Annotated in this window: 19 protein-coding genes and 1 tRNA gene; 12 read left to right on the forward strand and 8 right to left on the reverse strand. The window is 69.6% G+C overall.

Going from position 1 to position 19285, the window contains the following annotated elements:
• Window positions 1-6: 6 nt before the first annotated feature.
• Window positions 7-801 carry an SDR family NAD(P)-dependent oxidoreductase gene (locus ACYVIO_RS04630; protein ID WP_460649378.1) on the reverse strand — a complete coding sequence of 265 codons (795 nt, stop codon included), beginning with the start codon at window positions 799-801 and terminating at the stop codon, window positions 7-9.
• A 110-nt stretch (window positions 802-911) separates the two neighbouring features.
• Here ACYVIO_RS04630 and ACYVIO_RS04635 point away from each other — a divergent pair, with 110 nt between their 5' ends.
• From ACYVIO_RS04635 to ACYVIO_RS04655, 5 genes are all read left to right on the forward strand, one after another.
• Complete coding sequence (locus tag ACYVIO_RS04635) at window positions 912-1697, forward strand: hypothetical protein (RefSeq protein WP_460649379.1); 786 nt, start codon at window positions 912-914, stop codon at window positions 1695-1697.
• Entirely contained in the window at window positions 1694-2524 is an 831-nt protein-coding gene (locus tag ACYVIO_RS04640; protein WP_460649380.1) for a DUF4097 family beta strand repeat-containing protein, read from the forward strand. The genes ACYVIO_RS04635 and ACYVIO_RS04640 overlap by 4 nt, the downstream gene beginning before the upstream one ends.
• Before the next feature lie 48 nt (window positions 2525-2572).
• Window positions 2573-2791: a hypothetical protein gene (locus tag ACYVIO_RS04645; protein ID WP_460649381.1), complete on the forward strand. Its 219-nt coding sequence runs from the start codon at window positions 2573-2575 to the stop codon at window positions 2789-2791.
• 146 nt (window positions 2792-2937) lie between these two features.
• A complete protein-coding gene (locus tag ACYVIO_RS04650; protein WP_460649382.1) occupies window positions 2938-4467 on the forward strand; it encodes a hypothetical protein in 1530 nt (509 codons plus the stop codon).
• A 20-nt stretch (window positions 4468-4487) separates the two neighbouring features.
• The gene (locus ACYVIO_RS04655) at window positions 4488-5957 is read left to right on the forward strand and encodes a hypothetical protein (RefSeq protein ID WP_460649383.1); all 1470 of its coding nucleotides are present in this window, start codon (window positions 4488-4490) and stop codon (window positions 5955-5957) included.
• 61 nt (window positions 5958-6018) lie between these two features.
• On the opposite strand, the gene dcd is transcribed toward ACYVIO_RS04655, so the two are convergent.
• Both dcd and ACYVIO_RS04665 read right to left on the reverse strand, forming a co-directional pair.
• Window positions 6019-6594 carry a dCTP deaminase gene (gene dcd / locus ACYVIO_RS04660; RefSeq protein ID WP_460649384.1) on the reverse strand — a complete coding sequence of 192 codons (576 nt, stop codon included), beginning with the start codon at window positions 6592-6594 and terminating at the stop codon, window positions 6019-6021.
• Window positions 6595-6802: 208 nt separating this feature from the next.
• Window positions 6803-7240, reverse strand: coding sequence for a MarR family winged helix-turn-helix transcriptional regulator (locus ACYVIO_RS04665; RefSeq protein WP_337925927.1), 438 nt, complete (start codon window positions 7238-7240; stop codon window positions 6803-6805).
• A 224-nt stretch (window positions 7241-7464) separates the two neighbouring features.
• Between ACYVIO_RS04665 and ACYVIO_RS04670 the strand changes: the two genes are divergently transcribed.
• Both ACYVIO_RS04670 and ACYVIO_RS04675 read left to right on the forward strand, forming a co-directional pair.
• Window positions 7465-7538, forward strand: a tRNA-Gly gene (locus tag ACYVIO_RS04670).
• 230 nt (window positions 7539-7768) lie between these two features.
• Window positions 7769-8986, forward strand: a complete 1218-nt coding sequence (locus ACYVIO_RS04675; RefSeq protein ID WP_460649385.1) for a hypothetical protein — start codon at window positions 7769-7771, stop codon at window positions 8984-8986.
• On the opposite strand, the gene ACYVIO_RS04680 is transcribed toward ACYVIO_RS04675, so the two are convergent.
• Window positions 8987-9673 (reverse strand): SDR family oxidoreductase, encoded by a 687-nt coding sequence (locus ACYVIO_RS04680; protein ID WP_460649386.1) that lies wholly within the window; start codon window positions 9671-9673, stop codon window positions 8987-8989.
• Between the two features lie 208 nt (window positions 9674-9881).
• Here ACYVIO_RS04680 and ACYVIO_RS04685 point away from each other — a divergent pair, with 208 nt between their 5' ends.
• Window positions 9882-12371: a polysaccharide lyase family 8 super-sandwich domain-containing protein gene (locus ACYVIO_RS04685; protein ID WP_460649387.1), complete on the forward strand. Its 2490-nt coding sequence runs from the start codon at window positions 9882-9884 to the stop codon at window positions 12369-12371.
• Here ACYVIO_RS04685 and ACYVIO_RS04690 read toward each other — a convergent pair.
• Together ACYVIO_RS04690 and ACYVIO_RS04695 are read right to left on the reverse strand one after the other, a co-directional pair.
• Window positions 12368-12973, reverse strand: coding sequence for a G5 domain-containing protein (locus ACYVIO_RS04690; RefSeq protein ID WP_460649388.1), 606 nt, complete (start codon window positions 12971-12973; stop codon window positions 12368-12370). The genes ACYVIO_RS04685 and ACYVIO_RS04690 overlap by 4 nt on opposite strands.
• A gap of 101 nt (window positions 12974-13074) precedes the next feature.
• On the reverse strand, window positions 13075-14910 hold the full coding sequence (locus ACYVIO_RS04695) for a hypothetical protein (protein ID WP_460649389.1): 1836 nt from the start codon (window positions 14908-14910) through the stop codon (window positions 13075-13077).
• 172 nt (window positions 14911-15082) lie between these two features.
• On the opposite strand from ACYVIO_RS04695, the gene ACYVIO_RS04700 reads away from it, so the two are divergent.
• The 3 genes from ACYVIO_RS04700 to ACYVIO_RS04710 are packed head-to-tail and all read left to right on the forward strand — an operon-like array spanning window position 15083 to window position 16666.
• Window positions 15083-15673: a TetR/AcrR family transcriptional regulator gene (locus tag ACYVIO_RS04700; RefSeq protein WP_460649390.1), complete on the forward strand. Its 591-nt coding sequence runs from the start codon at window positions 15083-15085 to the stop codon at window positions 15671-15673.
• 1 nt (window position 15674) lies between these two features.
• On the forward strand, window positions 15675-16415 hold the full coding sequence (locus ACYVIO_RS04705) for a CPBP family intramembrane glutamic endopeptidase (protein ID WP_460649391.1): 741 nt from the start codon (window positions 15675-15677) through the stop codon (window positions 16413-16415).
• Window positions 16416-16423: 8 nt separating this feature from the next.
• A complete protein-coding gene (locus ACYVIO_RS04710) occupies window positions 16424-16666 on the forward strand; it encodes a GNAT family N-acetyltransferase (RefSeq protein WP_460652060.1) in 243 nt (80 codons plus the stop codon).
• Here ACYVIO_RS04710 and ACYVIO_RS04715 read toward each other — a convergent pair.
• Window positions 16663-17835: a DNA polymerase III subunit beta family protein gene (locus tag ACYVIO_RS04715; RefSeq protein WP_460649392.1), complete on the reverse strand. Its 1173-nt coding sequence runs from the start codon at window positions 17833-17835 to the stop codon at window positions 16663-16665. The genes ACYVIO_RS04710 and ACYVIO_RS04715 overlap by 4 nt on opposite strands.
• Window positions 17836-17930: 95 nt before the next feature.
• Between ACYVIO_RS04715 and ACYVIO_RS04720 the strand changes: the two genes are divergently transcribed.
• The gene (locus tag ACYVIO_RS04720; protein ID WP_460649393.1) at window positions 17931-18404 is read left to right on the forward strand and encodes an AAA family ATPase; all 474 of its coding nucleotides are present in this window, start codon (window positions 17931-17933) and stop codon (window positions 18402-18404) included.
• Between the two features lie 121 nt (window positions 18405-18525).
• On the opposite strand, the gene ACYVIO_RS04725 is transcribed toward ACYVIO_RS04720, so the two are convergent.
• On the reverse strand, window positions 18526-19278 hold the full coding sequence (locus ACYVIO_RS04725) for a hypothetical protein (RefSeq protein ID WP_460649394.1): 753 nt from the start codon (window positions 19276-19278) through the stop codon (window positions 18526-18528).
• Window positions 19279-19285 lie beyond the last annotated feature (7 nt).

The raw sequence follows: 19285 nt of genomic DNA on the forward strand, positions 1-19285 counted from the left end.
CTTCGCCTAGTGCAGGTACGAGGCGCCGTTGAAGTCGAGGACGGCGCCTGAGGACCAGCCCGAGTCCGGCGAGGCGAGCCAGTGCACGGCGGCAGCGACCTCCTCGGCGGTGGCGATCCGGTTGAACGGGCTCTGCGCCCGGAGCTTGTCGCCCTCCGGGGAGTTCAGCCGCTGCGCCACCATGTCCGTCCCGATGAATCCGGGCGCGATTGACGTCACGGTGATGTCATGTGGCGCCAGAGCGACCGCCATCGACTGCCCGAACGCCTGCAGCCCCGCCTTCGAGGCCCCGTACGCCGGTACGTCGGGCTCGCCGCGGGACGCTCCGCGCGATCCGACGTTCACGATCGCGCCCCGCCGGACGCCGTCGGCGGGCTCCTGGTCGATCATCTGCCGCGCGACGCACCAGGTCAGGTGAGCGGCCCCTTCGAGGTTGACCGCGAGCGTCCGCCGCCACGCCGCGACCCACTCGTCGTACGGCGTCTCCGCGATCGGGTGGCCGATCCGGCGCGACCCGGCGACCGGCTCCTCGACGTACAGCGCCGCGTTGTTGACCAGGACGTCGATCCGACCGAGAACCTTGGCCGATTCCTCAACCAGGGAAGGGATTACGTCCGAGTCCCCGAGGTCGGCTGCGACCACCCCGTGCCCCTCGCCGGGCAGCTCGCGGCGGACCGCCTCGGCCTTGTCGACCGATCCCCGGCAGTGCAGCACGACCCGGTCGCCGGCGGCCGCGAACACCTTGGCCACCGTGGCTCCGACGCCGCGTGACGCACCGGTGACGAGTACTCCTCTGGACACGCTGGTCCCCTCTCGTTGGCAGGCCTTCATTCTGCCCTGACATCACCCTGGCGACAGAGTGACATCAGGAGGGGTTGACAGTGACGTCACTCTGACGTCATGATTGCGTCATGGAACTTGACCACTACCTCGAGTCGGTCCGCCGTAGCGTGGAGAACGCCACCGCGTTGGCCGACGACCAAACTCGCTCCGTGGCACAACGCCTCGGAGCCACGCTGGATGACGCGGGCCGCCTGGCCCTCATCTCAGCCCTGTCCGACGCCGCCGGGGAGATCAGCCGTGAGCTGTCCCCCGGATCGGTCGAGCTCCGGATGGCCGGCGGCCGTCCCGAGTTCGTCGTCACCCCCGCCCCGAGTCAGCTGACCGGCGCGGACGACGACCTGGACGACGACAACGATGACGACAACGACGACACCGGAGCGACCGACCTCGCTCTGGACGCCGACGAGCCGACCGCGCGGATCACGCTGCGGCTGCCGATGTCGGTGAAGAACAAGGTCGACGAGGCCGCCAACGGCGAGGGCATCTCCTCGAACGCGTGGCTGATGCGCACCGTAATGACCGCCCTGACCGGCGACCGCGGCCGCCGCGGTGGCCCCCGGCCGCCCCGGCCCCCGCGCCCGCCGCGCGGTGGGATCTTCGGACCGGACGGCCCGCTCGGGCCCGACGGACCGCTGGGTCCCGACGGAGTCTTCGGCCCCGACGGCGTACTCGGTCCGGACGGACCGTTCGGTCCCGACGGCGTGTTCGGCGACGGACGGCGCGGCGAGCGCGGAGAACGACGCGGTGAGCGGGGCGAACGCGGCGAACGCCGTGAGCGCGGCCGGGACCGCGGGAACAACCACGGCCGCGGCGGACGCGGACCGGGACAGCGGATCACGGGGTGGGCGCAGTGAGCGGCTTCAGCACGCAGTTGATCGGCGAGCCCGGCGAGGTCGACCGGGTCCGGATCGAGATCGGCGCCGGCCGGGTCGAGATCGTGCCGACCGACGGCGACCGGACCCAGGTCCAGATCGACGTCGAGAACGGGACCGAGGACGACCTGCGCTACAAGCTGTCCGGCAGCGAGCTGGTCGTCGAGACCACGAAGAACCAGCGGCGCGGACCCGAGGTCCACGTCGTGATCCAGACGCCGGACGTCCTGGCCGCGCGGATCAAGACCGGTTCGGGCGACATCTCGGCCCGGGCGACGCTGGGCGAGTCCCGGCTGTCGACCGGCTCCGGGGACATTCGGATCGAGCGGGTCGAGGGCACGCTCGCGGCCGGCACCGGCAGCGGTGACATCCGGATCGAGCACGCGGCCGGCGCGGTCCGGGCCAACACCGGCTCGGGATCGATCGACATCGAGCAGGCCGACGGCCAGCTCGGGCTGTCCACCGGGTCCGGCGACGTCCGGGTCGGCGACGCGACCGGTCCGACCACCGTGAAGGTCGGTTCGGGCGACATCACCATCGAGCGGATCCGCGACCACTCGGTCGCCACCTCCGGCTCCGGTGACGTCCGGGTCGAGCTGGCCGACGGACCGAGCGTCCGGGCCGAGACCGCCCGCGGCGACGTGCAGATCGGCGTACCGGACGGCGTCCCGACGTACCTGGACCTGAAGACGGTCACCGGCCAGATCCAGTGCGACCTCGAACCGAGCGAGCAGCCGGCCGAGGGCGAGCGCTCGCTGGTCCTGCGGGCCCGCACGGTCTCGGGCGACATCAGCGTCGTACGGGCCTGAGGCAACAAACCACCAGCATCCACGGGGACGAGTGAGGGGAGAAGCACGATGATCACCGAACACCAGGAAATCGCGCGCTACCAGGTCGCCGAGCAGTTGCGGAACGCCGAGCGGCGGGCCCTGTGCAAGCAGGACCGCGCCGACCGGCGCAGCACCGACGGCGTCAACGCCCCGCGGCGGGAACTGGCCGGCGTCCTGCGCCGGCTGGCCGACCGCCTCGAGCCCCAGCCGCGGCACCGGCGGACCGGCTTGTCCGTGGTCCGCTGAGGTGTCAGCAAGTTTGCAGGAACATGCAATCTCCCCGGCCCGGTCCGAGGGCTTCGGCGGCCCGGTCGCGCTGCTAGCGTTCCGTGAGCGCGGCGGGACACTCGCGTTCCGCTGATTCCTGGTACCGGACTCGGGGAGAACGAAAGATGTTGCGTCAGGTATTCGCCGCCACGGCCGCGGTCACACTGCTGGCCGGGTGCAGCGGCGGGGACGACAAGTCCACCGACACCCCCAAGGACGGCGCGGGACAGACGTCCAGCACACCGACCGTCCCGGCCCCGACGGCGTACGACCCACCGAAGGCCTTCCAGGCCGTGGCCGCCTCCTCACTGCCCGAGGAGAAGGGCCGGAGCTCGTTCATGCCAGAGGTCGCGATGCTCGGAACGACCGCCGTCGCGAACAGCCTGAGCGGCGCCGTGGGGCAGAGCATCACCGGCGAGAAGCCGTGGCAGACCCGCTCCACCGAGACCACCGACGACAGCGTCGTGACCAACGACGCCACCCAGCCGGCCGCCGTGCAGCTGGACGGGAAGTCGGCCGTCGCGGTCGTGTACTACCAGCGGATCAAGGGCGGCGGTACGGCGAAGCCCAGCGTCCAGGCGCTGTTCCGCTGGCTCGACCCGGCCGACGGCAAGCCGATCTCCGAGGTGATGGTCGACATCACCCCGCTGCTCGGCGACGACGAGGTCAACAGCGGCCTTCCGGGCGGCTTCACCGGCCTGGCGGTCGACACGACCACCGGCCAGATGGCGGTCGGCGTCGCGCCGACCAGCCTGATCGGCGCCAAGTCCGGCGTCATCACCGTGATCGCCGACCCGACCACCAAGAAGGGCGTCTCGATCCCGTTCATGAAGCCGGCCGGGATCGGCAAGGGCGTCCTGGTCGGTGCCCAGGGCAAGGAAAACACCAACCGCACGGTCGCCCTCGTCGACGCCGCCACCGGCAAGGTGACCAAGTCCGGGCTGCTGCCCGGGCTGGAAGGCCTCGAACCGACCGGCGTCATCGGCGGCAAGTACGCCTACCTGTACGGGCAGAAGTACACCAAGGGCCTCGGCTCCTACGGCACCGGTGCCTACGTGGGCAGCATCTACGCGGTCGACCCGGCCACCGGCACCATCGTCCAGAGCAAGTCCGCGGTGAAGGAAACCCGGTACCTGTTCGGCTACACCTGCCACGGCGACAGCCAGAAGACGGTCGTCTGCAGCACGGACCCGGGCGCGTCCGAGGACGAGATCGTCGGCTTCGACGACACCACCGGCAAGAAGCTGTGGGGCTACACGGCGAAGAGCCCCGGCCGCGTCGTACCGCTCGTGACCGCGGCCTTCCACGGGATGGTCTACGGCACCGTCCAGCAGAAGCCGATCCTGGTCAACGCGCTGACCGGCCAGGACGTGCCGGCCCCGACGCCGACCACGTCCGCCACCCCCGGCGCGAGCACGACCCCGTCCGAGGGTTCGATGCCGACCGACGACATCACGCCCGGCGAGGTCAGTACGCCGTCCGACAGCAGCACGCCGTCCCCCACTCCCGGCGGCGGCCCGGTGCCCGCCACCCCCGACTACGAGCTGCTCTCCCCGGTCGGCGTCTCCGAGTACGGCGGCGTCTACCTGCGGGAGGCCGACATCTCGACCGACGACGTCATCGGCAACCTCCAGGTCCTGAAAGCGATCGGCTGAACCTCGTGGGAGACAAGCGCATGCTGCGTCCGTTGATTCTGGCAACTGTTGCCGCCACCCTGCTCGCCGGCTGCAGCGGGGGTGACGACAAGGCGACCGACCAGCCCTCCTCGAGTGACGGCTCGCCGTCGGCCTCGTCGACGCCGGCCGGGCCGGACCTGGCGTCCTTCGACCCGCCCAAGGCGTTCGCGCCGGTGTCGGCGCTGGCGGAGGGCAACACCGGTGAGTCCAACCTGTTCAACATCGAGGCCGGCATGGTCGGCGAGGCCTCGCTGTACGCGCTGCGCAGCGGCCTGACCGCGCGCACCCTGAGCGCGAACAGCTGGGAGGTCCCGGCGGCCACCGAACCGACCACGACGACCAACGACTTCATCGCGCCGATCGCCGTGCAGCTGAACGGCAAGGAGGTCGTCGCCACGGCGTACACGCAGATCGTGCAGGGCAGCGGGACGCAGAAGTCGCACGGTCAGGTGAGCTTCCAGTGGATCGACCCGTCCCAGGGTGACGTGCTCGTGAACGTCGTCGCCGACCTGTCCACGCTGCTCGGACCGGGCAACAGCGGCAAGGCGCTCTACGCGCCGGCGTACGACGTGGCGACCGGGCAGATCGCGATCGGCGTGACGGTGTCGTCGCCGGACCGGTCGGCGAAGATCTGGCAGTTCACCGTGTTCGCCGACCCGGTCACGAAGAAGGCGAGCACGATCCCGGGGGTGCGCGCGGCCGGCGTCCTGAACGGGACTGTCGTCGGTCTCAAGGGCCAGGGCGGCGAAGGCGTCAAGGACAACGCGATCGTCCAGGTCGACGCCGTCAGCGGGACGGTCAAGAAGACCGTGCCGGTCCCGACGATGAACTACCTGAACCCCGCCGGATCAGGCGGCAAGCACGCCTACTTCAGCGGCACCGGGTACGTGCAGGACACCAAGTACGAGCACCACTACGTGAACGCGTACTACGCGGTCGACATCGCGACCGGCGAGGTCGTGGAGTCCAAGCAGCCGAACTCCAAGGACCAGGGCGGCGGCGCGGGGTGCTTCTCCGACCACGTGGCCTCGGTGGTGTGCAACGCGTCGATCGGCGACCAGGAGGGGATCGTCGGCTTCGACGACGCGACCGGGAACATCGCCTGGAAGTACGACGAGTCGGCCAACCGGCTCGTGCCGACGGTCACCGCGATCTACAACGGCCTGGTCTACGGGTCGGCCGACGAGCAGGCGATCCTGCTCGACGCCAAGACCGGCCAGGACGTGCCGAAGCCCTCGGCGACGCCGAGCGAGGGCAGCACGCCGGGCGAGAGCACGACGCCCAGCGACGCGCCCTCGTCGTACGGCAACGGCAACCTCGGCGGCTGGGGCGACACGACACTCCTGTACGGCGAGCCGAAGTCGCCGGCGGCGGTGTCGAAGTACGGCAGCGTCTACCTGCAGGACCCGGGCAACAAGGCCCCGAGCAACACCGAGAAGGTCCTGGTCGTCCAGAAGGCTGTCGGCTGACCACTCGACGAACAGCACGAGGGCCCGGCGCGGAATCCGCGCCGGGCCCTCGTCGTACCGCTCAGACGTCGGTGCGGTGGAAGTTCAGGTGCGAACGCGACGGGGTCGGTCCGCGCTGTCCCTGGTAGCGCGAGCCGTACTTCGCGGAACCGTACGGGTGCTCGGCGGGTGACGACAGCCGGAAGAAGCACAGCTGGCCGATCTTCATTCCCGGCCAGAGCTTGATCGGCAGCGTCGCGACGTTCGACAGCTCCAGCGTCACGTGCCCGGAGAAGCCCGGGTCGATGAACCCGGCGGTCGAGTGCGTCAGCAGGCCGAGGCGGCCCAGCGAGGACTTGCCCTCGAGCCGCGCCGCGACGTCGTCCGGCAACGTGACCAGCTCGTACGTCGACCCGAGCACGAACTCGCCCGGGTGCAGGATGAACGGCTCCTCGCCCAGCGGCTCGACCGTGCGGGTCAGGTCGGGCTGTTCCTCGGCCGGGTCGATGTGCGGGTACTTGTGGTTCTCGAAGACCCGGAAGTAGCGGTCCAGGCGTACGTCGACGCTGGACGGCTGGACCATCGCAGCGTCGAACGGGTCCAGCTGGACCCGCTTGGCGTCGAGCTCGGCCAGGATGTCGCGGTCGGAGAGCAGCACGCAGGCACAGTAGCGCAGCCCAGCCTCCAGAGGGCAGGCCGGACCGCCCACGCGCCACTCAGAACACCTTACAGACGGCCCTGGTCGCTCCCCGTCGACTCGGGTGACCCCGGTCCGGACCCCTCAGCTCTCCGGAACACGGCACCCGAACGGGCCGTCGGCAACATCCTCCGCCGCGACTGGTGCGCCGCGGCGACTCCGACCTTCGTCAGGCCAGCTTGTTGAACTTCGAGACCTGGTTGGCGAAGGTCTTCACCTGCGTCGGGGACCAGTCCTTGAGCAGGTCCTCGATCACCTTGTGCCGCTTCTTGCGGGCCGCGGCGAGCTTGCGCTTGCCGTTCGCGGTCAGCGTGAGCAGCGTCGCGCGGGCGTCGGACTTGTCCGCCGCTCGCTTGAGCAGACCTTCCTCCTCCAGACGTGCGCAGGCCCGGCTGACCGGACCCTTGTCCACCTCGAGTGCTGCCACCAGGTCGGCCATCCGCACCGGTGCCAGTTCCTCGACGTGGTTCAGCAACGCGTACTGGGCCGGCTCCAGGTCCGGGTGTGCCTCGTCGGACAGCGTCCGCTGCAGACCTCGCAGCCGGCGCGCCATCGTGACGAGCTCCCGTTCCAGGTTGTCCAGTGCGTCGTTAGTGTCAGTTGCCACCTCTTCACCCCTTCTTTGCAGTTGCCCCGCAACCATCTTGTCCGGTCCAGGTCAGGACCGCATCCTCACGTTGCGTCCATTGTTGCCCCCGGCAACGCGTTCTAATCTGCCAGAGTTCGGGCGCTCTGCCCAGCCCTTGGGCACGGCTTTGTGGAAAACTGCCCTTCGCACCCCCCGTGCAAACGGTCGGGGGAACCAGGTATGATCCTTCGCGTTGCAGGCGTGCGGGTGTAGTTCAATGGCAGAACATCAGCTTCCCAAGCTGACAGTGCGGGTTCGATTCCCGTCACCCGCTCCATCCCAGGGCTCATGTCCTGACCAGCAGCAAAGGCGCTCTCCGAATCCGGAAGGCGCCTTTTCGCTTTTGAAGTGGCCGCGACACGGCCTATTCGAACATCAACTGACCACCGGGTTTGACCGCTCCCAGAGCGGGTAGCCCCGGGCAACAACCGGCATTCGGCCTGTTGGAGCGTCGTCGGCCGGTGACCCGCGCCGCGACGAAACTGTCTCCGACAGGGGGGCGAGAAGATGACACCGGTGATGGCCAGGATGCTCGGCGGATGGTTCGCCGTGGGCACGCTGCTGACCGCGGGCGTGGCCGCGGGCATCGTGCTGAAGCACCCGTTCCGGATCGACGAAGCGAGCGACCTCGGCATCGCGTACGCCGTGCTCGGCGTCTGGCTGGCGGGCCATCTTCTGCTCGGGATGCTCGTCGTCGCCGACGCGGTCCGGCTGACGCGACGTCGCGAGCTCGATGCTCTGCAGCGCGGGGCGGATTTCGTGAAGCTCGTCGCGATCCCGTTCTTCCTGCTGAACTTCGTCGCACTGGCCGGCGCGGTGGTGATCCAGGGTGCCGACGACCGCGATCGGCTCGGGCTCGACGGGTTCGTGGTGGCGCTGCTGTTCGTCGTACTGACTTATCTGGCGTTGCTGCCGACATCGGCGTACGGCGTGGGCTGTTTGGTGGTGCTGCGCAAGGACGAGCGGGTCGGGCCGCTGTTCTTCGGCGTCAATGTCGCGCTGCATTTCCTGTTCGTCGTCGACGTGCTCAGCTCGATCGTCGTGGTCGAGATGGCCACGCATCTTCTCGGCGTCGCCCGCGAGCCCAGAGCCTGGTCGAAGAACTTGATGATCGGCGTGCTCGCCGTGGGCTCCGCGCTCGCGACGGTGTGGCTGATCCTCGTCGCCGTCCTCTACCTGTTCGATCCGGCGGGGACCTTCTTCACCTCCGCGATCTTCTGGCTCGCCTGCGTGCCACCCGCGGAGTTCGTGCTGCTCGTGGTGCTTCCGTTCGTGCCGCTGGTGACGTTCCGGACCGCCGTGCGGCAGTTCCTGGCCGGCGATCTCGACACGCTTCGCCGGTCGGCCAGGACGGTCAAGCTCGTACTGATCCCGCTGTTCGTGCAGAACTTCGTGCTCAGCGCGGTCCTCGTGCTCGGCCTGACACTGCTGCCGATCGCCGTCACCCGCGGGGCCATCCTCCTCATGGGCGCATCCGGCATCGCGTTCGTCGCCGCCTTCACGTCGGCCGGTCTCTTCCCGACGGTGATCGGCACGTACCTGATGCTGCTGCCGACCTCGATCTACGGCGTGACGTGCTTGGCGCTGATGATGCGGCAGCGTGCGGTCAGCCCGCGGTACGGCGTGGTGAACACGCTGCTGCATCTCGTCTTCGTCGCCGACATCGTCAGTGCGCTGGCAGTGTTCAGCGGCAGACCGCAGCGCGCCGTCGTAGCTGCTCCCTGATCAAAGGACCCGGGTGCCGCCGTCGAGCTCGAGGTCGACGGCGTTGACGGCGCCGTTGCGGAGCAGGAAGTCGACGGCGTCGACGACCTCGTCGACGGTCACCGTGCGGCCGATCGGCGTGCGGTTGACCACGTGGGCGAGGTCGGAGCCCTCCCACTTCGGGCTGTCGCCGACAACGCCCGGGTGCAGCACGTTGACGCGCACCGGCGCGAGCTCGACTGCCATCGTCCGCGCGAGCGCGGAGACGCCGCCGTTGGTCGCCGTCACCATCGTCGACCCCGGGTAGGGCCGGTCCTTCGCCAGACCACCGAGCAGTACCACGGACGCGCCGGGGTTGAACCGGCTCGCCAGCACGCGCACGGTCTCGGCGTACCCGACGAGCTTCACCGTCGCCGCCGTCACCGCGTCCTCGAGGTCGAACCCGGCGATCGTGTTCCCGCTCTGCGCGATCGCCGTCACGACCAGGTGATCGACCGCGGTGATCTCGCCCAGCGCCTCCTCGATCGTTGCCGGCTGCGACAGATCGACCGCGAGCCCACGCGTCGAGCCGCCGACCAACGCGGCAGCCTCGTCGGCCCCGGTCTTGGTCCGGCTCGTCACCACCACGGAGTCGCCCTGCGCCGCGTACTTCCGGGCCACTGCCAAGCCCAGTCCCCCGCTACCCCCGACCACCAGCACCTCGGCCACTTGCCTGTCCCGCCTTCCGCTCGTCGCCGGCGCCGCGCGCCGGACATCGCTCACCACCAACCGCGCCGCCCACCGATCTGTTCCGCGCCCTCCCTTTTTCCGCGACTTCGAGACGGCGGCGGGAAATCGGCGGTAAACGGTTGCCGGAAGATAGTTTCGGCTGGTTGACTCGGGCCGTGAGGTTCTTCCCTTTCGCCCGGGAGTTGCTGTGGAGCTCAGTCGTCGCCGCCTGCTGTCGTTCGTCCCCGCCGCCGCCCTGCTGACCGCGGTGCATCCCGCGCCGGCGTCAGCGGCCGGTTTGTCTGCTTCAGGAGCAGTTGCCGGTCCCGAGCAGTTGCTGGCCAACCTGGCCGGCATCTTCACCGGGACCGCCGAGTCCAACGCGCGCCCGGAGGTCGCCGCCAAGCTCGCCGCGCTCGACCAGACCGCGCGCACCTGGCTCGCGGCGATGGATCGCGCCGGTGCGACCGAGGCCTTCGCCGGGCTTCCGCTCGGGACCAGCGACCCGAACCTCAGCGCGTCGTACCAGCACCTCTACGAGATCGCGCTCGCCGTACGACGTCCTGGCCCGGCCTCCGATCTCCAGGGCAACGCCGCCGTCCGGGCCAAGGTGCTCGAGAAGCTGACCTGGCTGCACGCGAACTACTACGGCGACCAGTCGAAGGGGTACTACGGCAACTGGTTCACCTGGGAGATCGGCATCTCCGGCTTCGTCGGCAAGACGCTCGCGCTGCTCGACGCGCCGCGCGACCTGGTGACGACGTACGTCACCTCGATGGACGCGTACCTGCGCAACGGCACCAACGGCGACGTGAACCTCGACTCGCGCTTCCACACCGGCGCGAACCTCGCCGACATCACCACCAACCGGATCGTCCAGGGCGCGCTGCTCGGCGACGACGCGCGGATCCGCAAGGCCCTGCAGGACCAGTTCACGGTCTTCGCGACGATCGATCCGTACGACCTGCGGCACGGCGTCACCGACGGGTACTACGCCGACGGCTCGTTCATCCAGCACAGCTCGGTCGCGTACACCGGCTCGTACGGCAAGGGCCTGCTCAGTCGCGTCGTCCAGACCGTCAAGCTGCTCGACGGTACGGCGTACGCGACCAGCGACGACCTCGTGAAGGTGGTGCAGGGCTGGGTCGAGACCGGGTTCGCGCCGCTGATCTTCGAGGGCTGGATGATGGAGATCGTCAAGGGGCGCGCGGTCTCGCGGCCGGGCACCGGGTACGACGACGTGGCGGTCGTGATCGAGGCGGTCGTCGACCTCGCGGACTACGCGTCCGCTGCTGATGCGGCGCGGCTGCGGTCGTACGTGAAATTCACCGCGCGGCCGACGCTGAACCCGAACAGCTTCGTCTCGCCGGTCAGCGTCGCGCGGCTGGCGGAGATCGTCGCGGACTCCTCGATCGTCGCCGCGGATCTGAACCCGGCGGCGTCGTCGGTGGCGTTCAACGCGATGGACAAGACCGTGCACCGGCGGCCCGGCTACGCGTTCGCGCTGGCGCGGAACTCGGAGCGGATCAGCAAGTACGAGTACATGAGCGGCGAGAACCTGCTGCCGTGGTTCCAGGGGGACGGCGCGTACTACCTCTACCTGGCCGGGCAGGACCAGACGCAGGCTTATGGCGTCGACTACCTCACCACCGTTTCGCCGTACGGGCTGGCGGGGGTGACCGCCCCGGTCGAGACCCGGCAGTCGATCCCGGCGCTGTACGGGACGGCGTACTACGACAACCCGACGCACCCGCTGAACTTCACCGCGTCGTCGGAGTCGCAGAACACGTACGTGTACTTCCCTGTCGGCACCAACCGGCACTCCGGCGGCGCGACGCTCGACGCGTTCGGCGCGGTCGGGTGGGTGCAGTCCGACGACTACGCCTACGCGCACCGGGCCGAGCTGCCCGACGATTTCGTTGTCTACCGCAACGCTTCGGCGACGAAGTCGTGGTTCCTGCTGGACGATGAGATCGTCGTACTGGCTGCTGGTGCCGGCGATGCGTCGCGCGCGGCGACGACTACTCTCGACGCCCGTCCGTCGGTTGCCGCCCCTGTTGTCGAAGGCGTCCTCCGCAACGGCCGCCGCTGGTCAGGCGCAGGCACCGCCGACCTCCGCTGGCTCCACTACTCCAACGGCGCCCAGTCGGTCGGCTACTACTTCCACGCCGGCGGCCGAGCTCGGGTCGGTCTCGACCAGGTCACCCGCAGCCGCCGAGTCATCCGTACGTCGAACCCGGACACCGCGGTCACCCGCAACGTCTTCTCCCTCACCCTCGACCACGCGGCAGGCGCTCTCAGCTCCCACGCCTACTCCCTGCTCCCCAACGCCTCACGCTCGCAACTGGCCACCCACCGCCCGCCCCGAATCCTCACCAACACAACCCGAGCTCAAGCCATCCAGTCCGGAACCCTCACCGCCGCCAACACCTTCACCTCCGGCCCGCACCTACTCCCCGGCCTGATCATCGACGGCCCCGCCTCCACCCTCACCCGCACTACCGGCCGTCACCTCACCGTCGCCGTCTCCGACCCCACCTTCACCCGCGCCACCATCACCCTGACGCTCCCCGCCCGCTGGCTGACGCTGGCGGTGGCCAACCCCGCGGTCCGCGTCTCCCACACCCTCCTAGGCACCCGCCTAACCTTCACCACCCACCACCTCCACGGCGCCACCCTCACCGCCGAACTGCGCTAGTTGTCCTCGCACCCCACGCCGTCGTCGTCCGCGTCGAGCCCGTAGACATCGGACCCGAGTACGTCCACCGGCCCCTCGACGTACTCCGGTCCGTTGCCACTGCCGCCTGCGCAGTCGACGTCACTCGCGATCGGCACGCAGCCGCTGTAGTTGGAGTCGCAACCGCTCTCCTCCTCGACGACAACGGCCTTGGTCCCGACCGAGGTCACCTCGCTGACCGGCTTCCGCGTCACCACCTGCCGGACCAGCCGCTTGCCCACCTGCACGCCATCGGTGATCGTCACCTCGTACGTGAGGCGCTGTACGCCGGCCCGCCCGCGTTTGGTGACCTCCCGCGTCCCGACCTCGAGCGACGCGTCCTGCTTGGTCACCCGCTTGAACGCGACTGCCCGCGTCACCACCACCAACCGGCGTACGGTCACCGGCTTCACCACGGTTGTCGCCAGCGGCGTGGTCGGCACCGCCGTCGGTGTGCTCGTCGGCTCGGCCGTCGGCGTGCTCGCCGGCGCTTGGCTCACCGCCCCCGCGACGGGCGCGATGTGCGCGCCCTCCTTCTCCCCTTCGGTCGCGCAGCCCCCAGCTGCTAGTACCAGTCCCACCACACAACAGATCCATCTCCCACCCATCCCCACACCCTGGTCCTGCGGCGTGGACGTCACAAGACCTCGCACCCGGCGGGATGGGAGGTCTTGGTGAGGCTGGATCAGCTGCCGCCGGCTCCTACTAGTTGGCCGTCGAGGGAGAGGATTTGGAGTTTTCCTTGGCCCTTGGGCGGGATGACGACCGCCAACTGGTGGAGGTAGTCCTGGTGGAGGGTTTGGGTGTACTTCACGTAGCTGCTGAATGCTGTCGGGGGTCCGCTGGTCCAGTACGCGTTGGAGCCGGGCTCTACGTGTTGGAGGTACTGCTCGGTGAGGGCGAGGAAGACCAGTGCGTGGCCGTCGGCGGTGATGAAGGTGAGGGGGTCGGCGGACGGGCGGAAGGTGTCGGTGGCCGTGGCGATGTAGGGCTTCTTGGCGTCGTCGATCTTGTCCTTGGCGCGCTGGTTGAGGAGGGTGACGGTGCCGGGGGACGGTGTGAAAAGGCTCGCCTTGGGGGACGTCGGGCCGCCGGAGAGATAGGCGGCCAGGTTCGCGGCTGCTGATTGCGGGAGGCTGGCGAGTTTGTTCATGTCGGTCTTGGTGGGGGCTCGGAGGCCCTCGAGCGCCGGGAGTTTGACGGTCGCGCTCGGGTAGACCGAGTACTTGAGCACCCACGGATCGCCCGCGGTCGTGCGCTCCCAAACGCCGAGCTGCTTGCTGTCGGGGCTGGTCGAAACGCCCGACGCGACGACGAAGCGCATCGGGTACGCCCCGTACTGCGGCGCGCCGACCACCGGTTCGGTGTACGTGAACGGCTTGACCTTGTCCTTGCCGGCCTCGTCGGTCTTCCGGCCGATCTGGTACCCGGCGCGGGTCATCGCGAGCGTCGGATCAGCCTCGATCGCCTCGGACAGCTTGGGGTCGCGCGCCTGGTTGGCCTGGTTGTTCAGCGCGTTGTACTTCTGTACGACGGCCAGCCCGTCCGCCACGGTCACAGCCGCCCGGGTGACCGGCCCGGTGCTGGTGTTCTCCTCCGGTACGGCGACACAACCGGTTGCCGTCAGCAACATAATGCCGCCGGTCAGCGCCGACGCCACCCGCTTCACCCGCGGCGGCGAGTACGCCGGCGCCTGGTACTGCGGCGGCATCCCCGGCACGGGAGCCGGGCGCGGCGCGGGCTCCTCCTCGGGCTCGTCGACAGGCTCGGGCCGAGGCTCCTCAGCCACCGGCGCCGGCGGAACCGGAACTGGCGGAACCACCGGAGCAGGCGCACTCGGACGACTCGGAACAGTCGGTACGACGTACGGCATCGTCTGCTGCGTCGTCTCCGGCGTACTGGACTGCTCGGTGCGCCGCTTGCGAGGCATCACCAGCCAGATCCCCAGGAACAGCAGGATCAGCCCGACCCCGAGCACCACCAGGCAGATCCCGAACAGCCCCTTCAGCTCCGCCCCGAACGTCACGGTCGCGTCGACCCCCGGCGTACCGTCCGCGTTCATCACCACCACGTCGTACGCGCCGTCCTGCGTCTCCCACGCGGCGGACTGCTTGCCGGCGCCGCCCGCGTCAGCGACCCACCAGTCCAGCCCGGTCGGCGGGTTCAGCCGCTCGGAGCCGCCCTTCATCTCCTGCGTGCCGAGCTCCGACGGCAGGTCGAAGCGCACGACCCGCGTGTACGCCGCCCCGCCCAGATAGCTGCTGACGTCCAGATCGTGGCCCACCCCAACAAACACCGGCCGCGCGCTCGACGCCGTCACGTGCAGCGTGAAGCCGTGCCGGTCGAGCAGGTCGGGTGCAGTGGCGACGGCGAGGCCGCGGCTGGACAGCGCCTGCTCACCGGTCTCGACGGTGCTGTCCGGGCCGACCAGCCAGAACGCGGAGGCGGCCCCGGCAAGCGTGACCACCACCCCCGCCAGGGCGAGTGGCAGACCAAGGGCGGTGCGGGCGAAGCGGCGCATGAGTGGGGCTCCCGTTGACGACTTGTCAGGTCCAGGGCGGAGGACCGACCGGCACAGACCCTAACCACAGGCGGAGGTCGGCCGTCGTTCACGAATAACTGATCGGGCAGCGATCTGTTACTGTCTTCCGAGTTAGTGAACGGCCATTTATAAACGACCGAGGGGGTACGCCGTGGCCCGCCCACGCCTGATCGACGACGACACGATCCTGGACGCGACGCGCGTCGTACTGGCCGAACTGGGCCCGGTGAAGCTCACCCTGGCCGCCGTCGGCGCACGGGTCGGACTGGCGGCGCCGACCCTGATCCAGCGGTTCGGGTCCAAGCGCGGGCTGCTGCTCGCCTCCGCGGCCCGGTCCCCGCTGATGGTGATCCGGGCGGCCGAGCAGGCCGAGGCGCGCAACACCTCGCCGATGGCCGCGCTGCGCGACTTCGCGCTGTCGAGTGTCGCCCACATCGAGCGGCGCGAGGAGCTCGGCAACGGGCTGGGGTTTGTCCAGCTCGACGTCGCCGATCCCGAGTTCCGCGAGCACGCATTGGCGCACTCGGCCGCGATCGTCGACACCACCGCGCGGCTGTTCCGCGCTGCCCAGACCGCCGGCGAGCTGAAGCCCTCGGCCGATGTCGACGCGCTGGCCCGCCTCACCCTGGTCTGCTTCAACGGTGCCCTGCAGGTCTGGGCCGTGAACGGCTGGGGCTCGTTGACCGACTTCCTGCGCGACCAGCTCGACCTGCTGCTCGCGCCGTACCTGATCGAGGAGTGACATGTTCCTGCGCGTAGCCGTCTTCTACGTCGCCACGCTGCTGTTCTCGGGCCTGCTGATCGCGCTCCAGGGCGGCATCGGACCGAATCCGGACCTGCTCGAGCTGGTGCAGTTCGCGCCGGCGCTCGGGGTCGGGCTGATGTTCGTGCTCTTCCGCCGTACGACGCGCGTGGGGGCTCGCTTCACGCCGGTCGAAGTGGTCGCGCGCAAGTCCGCGCTGGTCGCCGGGATCGTCGTCGCGGCGATGGCCGTGTCGGTCGTCGTCCACGTCGTCGCCGGGCAGCCGCTGCACTTCGACCAGCAGAAGTACCCGCTCTGGGCACTGACCCTGACGATGCTGATCGGCTCGGCCGGCGAGGAGCTCGGCTGGCGCGCGTACCTCCAGCCGTATTTGCAGACCCGGTACGGCGTACTGCGCTCGTCGCTGACCGTCGGTGTCCTGTGGGGCGTATGGCACGTCGGTGGGTTCGCGAACGGGCCGGTCTTCATGGGCGCGTTCCTGGTGATGACGATCTCGCTGTCCGTCGTACTCGGCGCCGTCCTCCAGTCCGCACGCGGGACCAACCTCGCCGTCGCGACCGTCGCTCACACGGTGGTCAACCTGTCCATGTTCGCCCTGTTCGACGAGGAGTCGGGCCATGCTTTCCCGATGGTCGTGATGGGCGCAGCCTGGGCTGTTGCCGCCGTCATCACGCACCGGGTCCTGCGGCCGACGGTTGCCCCGGTGCTGGTGACACGCTGACCGCATGCCTGCGCGCCGGGCGGCGGCATCAGGGGCGATTGCACGACCTGTACGTCGAGCCAGGCGTTCGCCGTACTGGGGTTGGGCGGGAGTTGGTCGCGGCGGTGGTGGAGTGGGCCGCGTCGGAGGTGCGCTGGCTGGAGTGGCAGGCGCACCACGAGCGGGCGGCGCCCTTCTACGAGCGCCTGGGGTATCGAGGGGCGGCTTGCCCGCAGCCGGAGTACCCGACGTTCGAGATCGACTTCGGTTAGAGGCGGTTGGGCATGACCAAGGTGGTGAAGGTGCCCTGGTCGGCGGAGCGGATGACGACGGGGCGGTCGGGGGCGTGGATCTCGAGCAGGACGTCGGGGCCTACGCCGGTCGCTAACGCTTCGGCCAGCAGGCGGGTGGTGAAGCCTATGCGGTGTGGGGTGCCGGTGGTGATCGCGTCGAGCCTTTGGTTGCCCACTACAACCGCTTCGTTTTTGATGTCCAGGGCAACTACCTCGTCGGTGCCGAGGAGATCGGCGAGAGCCGCGCGGTCGACCATGACGCGGCAGGCGGGTGGTTCCAGGCCGTCCAGGATCACTTGGTAGTCGGGGTACTCGGCGTCCATCGATGCGAGAGTCCGGGTCTCGTCGGCGGTGGAGAGCGTGAGGTCGCTGCCGGCCTGCAGGTGAACCGTGTCTGCGGCGGCCAGCCAGCGCGTCAGCTCGGTCAACGCCGGGGCTGGGATCAGGATCGCGCCGGGAGTGCCGTCGAAGGACTGGGGGTGCAGCTTGCGTACGGCGAGCCGGTATCTGTCGGTGGCGACGAGGGTGACTTCTGTTTCGCTCAGCTCGATCCGCACGCAGGTCAACGCGGGAAGGAACCGCTCAGCGTCCGCAGCCGAGGGCGTGCTCGATCGCTCAGCCGCGTCCGCCGCAGGTTCAGCCGCCGAAGCGGCGTTCGACCGATCAGCCGCCCCCGGCGTGGGCCCGCCCGCTGGCGCTGATCCGATGTGAGCGATCGCCTCGGGGCTGGGTCCAGCAGCCGACGGGGTGACCTGGCGGATTGCGCTGGCCAACTCCGGGCCGCCGAGGGTGACCTGGGGCGACTTGGTGGTCGTGCCGGAGAGGCCTGCGAGGATGCGCTGGGCCGCCTGCCGAGTGCTGACTGCCTTCTGCTCGACTGTCCGCAGATGCGCCTCGACCACCGCGGCCGCAGCGGTCGGCTCGCCGGCGAGCACTCGGCGTACCTCAGGAAGCGGCAGGTCGATCTCCCGCAAGTCCCGCAACAGGCGGGCCCGTGGCTCCTGGTCGGGCGCGTAGTACCGGTAGCCGTTGCCCTCGTCGACCACAGCCGGGCGCAGCACCCCGCAGTCGTCGTAGAAGCGCAGCGCGCTGGGCGTCAGCCCCACCCGCCGCGCGAACGCGCTGATGCTCACCAGGTCGTCCACCACCCCCCGATCCAACACCTTCCACCCACTCGAAGGTCAACCGCCGACGCGCGGGAAGCCGGGCGACAAGCCGTCGACGGCACGGAGAGAATAGGAGTATGTCGAGGCTTTTCGTCGTGACTGGTGCGCCGGGGGCGGGCAAGTCCACTGTCGTGCCTGAGCTGCTGCGGCTCAGCGCCGGTGGGCTGGTCGTGATGGACATGGACGAGCTGCTCGACCACGACGGGCGCCTGCTCGGCATCAAGATCGACGAACAGGCCGCGGAGCCGCACTGGCCGGCGTACAACACGATCTGGCTGCGGATCACCGAGCTGATCCGACGATCCGGCGTCCCCGTCCTCCTGCTCGGTCCGCTCACGCCGAGCGAGCTCCCGGAAGGCCGCTGGCTGCACCTGGACTGCCCTGACGACGTACGCCGTACCCGCCTGACCGCCCGCGGCTGGTCCGCGGACGAGGTCGAGGACGCGATCCACGACGCGATCGAGCTCCGCAAGCTGGTCCCCCGCTCGGTCCAGGGGGACGGCACCCCGGAGGACTCGGCCCGCGAGATCCTCATCTGGACCAAGGAGTAGCCAGGCGGGCCTGGCGAGCGCCGCGCTCCTCTCCGGGGGGAGCATCGTGATCTGGACCTGGCCCGGGCTGACCGCCGAGGACCGGGGCACCCGGGGGCGGAGACCGGGTCACGCGCCCGAGTCAGCGGGTCGGCGTACTGCGTGAACCGGCCGGCATCCACTCCGGGTGCGACGCCCACTCGTCGACCAGGTCGAGGAAGGCAGGCTTCGACACCACCGCCAGCAGCTCCTGATCGCTGATCGTCACCGCCGAGCCCGAGGCGAAGAGCGGGAAGATGGTCAGTTCCACCTCGTTGCCCTGGTAGAGCATCCGCGCCGCAGGGATCACGATCGTCCGGCCGTCGTTGGTGTGCGCAACCCCCTGACTCGCTTCCACCGGATAGCCGCCGGGCTGGATGGTCTTGGCGACGCAGGACTGCACCGTCTGGTCCTTGGCGCAGGTGGGAGTTCCGGAGCGCTGCGGCGTCCCGACGCGGAAGGTGATCGGGAAGTCCGCATCGGCCACCCGCACTCGGTACCCGTCGAAGTCCGAGTCGGCGGCGACCTTCCCGAACCGCGCCGGCAGCAGCCGGTCCAGCTCCGCCGCCACCCTGCGCTGGAACTGCCGTTGCTCGGAGCTGATCGGCGGCTCCTGCCACGGCGTCGCGGCCGGCGAACCGGCGAAGCTCTGGTCACCCCCGCCGACCTGGTTGCCTATAGCAACCACCCCGACCACCACCAGCGCCCCGGCGACCAGGCCGGCTCCGGCCACCGCGCCTCGCCTGCGTCGTACGCTCCGACGACCTCGCACCAGGCTCGTCGGTACGGCGTCGTCCATGTCCGGCACCGGGTCCGTGACATGCACGAGCAGGTCCTTCAGTTGCTGGTCGCTCATGGTCTTG

Source organism: Kribbella endophytica, assembly GCF_054781295.1.